The organism is Nocardia sp. NPDC004722 (assembly GCF_053601505.1).
This window is the reverse complement of sequence record NZ_JBSGBY010000999.1, coordinates 1-1,808: the sequence shown is the minus strand read 5'-3', so window position 1 is coordinate 1,808 and position 1,808 is coordinate 1. Positions and strand designations below refer to the sequence as shown.

Sequence of the window (1,808 nt, the reverse complement as noted above, 5' to 3'; positions counted from 1 at the left end):
TGGCACTGCTGTCCGACGCCGCGCACATGCTGACCGACGCCCGCGGCGGCGCCGGAGAGGAATCGGCGGCGGCTGACAGTCATGGTGAGGAGTCCTTTTTCGAGAGTCAGTTCGCTTTGGTTTCCAGCAGGCGCGGCACCCGCGACAGCGCCTCCAGGGCCGCGCCGAGCGCGGCGTTCACCGCCTGCCGGGCCTGCGGCGGCGTCTGCGCGGGAGCGCGCCAGCGGCCGTTGTCCTGGGTGGCCAGCAGCGCGGTGCGCAGGCGGTCGAGCTTGGCCGAGAGTTGCGGGCGCAGTTGCGGATCGCGGTCGTCGAGCGGCACCGCGAGCTGGTCGAGGACCGCGCGGGTGACGTCGATATCGGCCAGCGTCATCGGGTAGGCCGCGCCCGCGCCCTGATCGTCGAGGCCGGAAAGGTGATCGCGCAGCGCGTCTTCCAGGATCTCGTGGGCGCGGATCGGCAGCGTGGTCGGATCCCCGGCGATATCGCTGGTGGTCAGGTTGTCGCCGATGGCGGCGATATCGGCGCCGAGCTTGTCCAGCACGGGCACCAGTTGCTCGGGGCCCTGGCCGTGCCAGAGGCCGTACTCGAGGCGGTGCATACCGGTGAAGCCCAGATCGTTCACTCCCTCGGGCAGGCCGTTGGGCAGCCCGTCCACAGCGGTGCCCGCATCCTTGAAACTGTTGTAGGACGCGCCGACCCGCTCCCACTCCTGCTGCGCGAGCAGCCAATCGGCCTGCGCGGCGGGAATATTGCGGGCCCGCACATCCCGGCCGACCGCGCCGAGCGCGGTGGTGAGGCGGCCCAGCACCTGCCGCACGTACGCCTGATAGGCGTCGTTGGGCGCGCGGAGTTCGCTGATCCGGGCGGGTTTGAAGGCCGGGGGCGCGTCCGTCTGCGCACCCGTCACCGGCACGCGCGCCGAGGACAGCGAGGGGCGGCCGGACATCAGGCAGATGAACGTGTACGTGCCCGGGTTCAAGGTGGCCGTCAGCTCGGCGGTGGTGGCCGGACCGATGCTCTCGATCTCACCGGCGACCGCGCCGTCCGCGTCGACCAGATCGATCTCACCGGACTTGCCGGACTTGTTGTGCACCGAGATGGTCTGGGTGCCGGTGTGCGCGGAAGTCCATTCGGGGGCACAGGCATCGGCGGTGACGGTGACCGTGCTCGTGGTGTTCGAGTCGCCGGAGGGCAGCAGCGCGATGGCCGTGGCGGCGGCGAGGACGGGCACCAGCACCAGCGTCGCGCCGACCAGGACCGGGCGCGGACCGGCGATCCGCTCCCACCAGTCCGCGTGCGCGGATTCGGATTCCGGCGCGGGCTCGGCCTGCGGTGCGGCCTCGGCTTCCGGTTCGGGCTTGGCTTCCGGGTCGGGCTTGGCTTCCGGCGCGGTGGCCGGGGTGCGGCCCGCGCGGATGAACAGCGGAATCACCGTGGCCAGGTAGGCGATCCACGCCACCACCTGCAGCACGGTCATCTTGGGTGACAGCTCGGTGATGCCGGTGAGCAGCGAGACCCACCACGAGTTGGGGTCGATGTGCGCGGTCAGGTCGAAGGCGATCCAGCGCGACCCCGGCAGCCAGCCCGCCTCTTGCAGATCGCCGAGCCCGTAGGCGAGCACGCCCGCGGCGATGACGATCAACAGGATGGCGGTGCGATTGAAGAAGACGCCGAGGTTGAGTCGCACCGACTGCCGGAACAGCAACCAGCACAGCGCGATCGCGATGATCAAACCCAGGGCCGCGCCCACCAGCGGCGCGGCGGTCGACCCGGCCGCCTTGACGGCCGTCCACACGAACAGCGTG

General features: G+C 71.0%; 1 protein-coding gene. It reads right to left on the bottom strand.

Annotation, left to right across the window (positions count from 1 at the left end):
- Positions 1-106: 106 nt before the first annotated feature.
- A partial coding sequence (locus ACWELQ_RS45070; RefSeq protein ID WP_452403086.1) for an FTR1 family protein occupies positions 107-1,808 on the bottom strand: 1,702 nt, incomplete at its 5' end.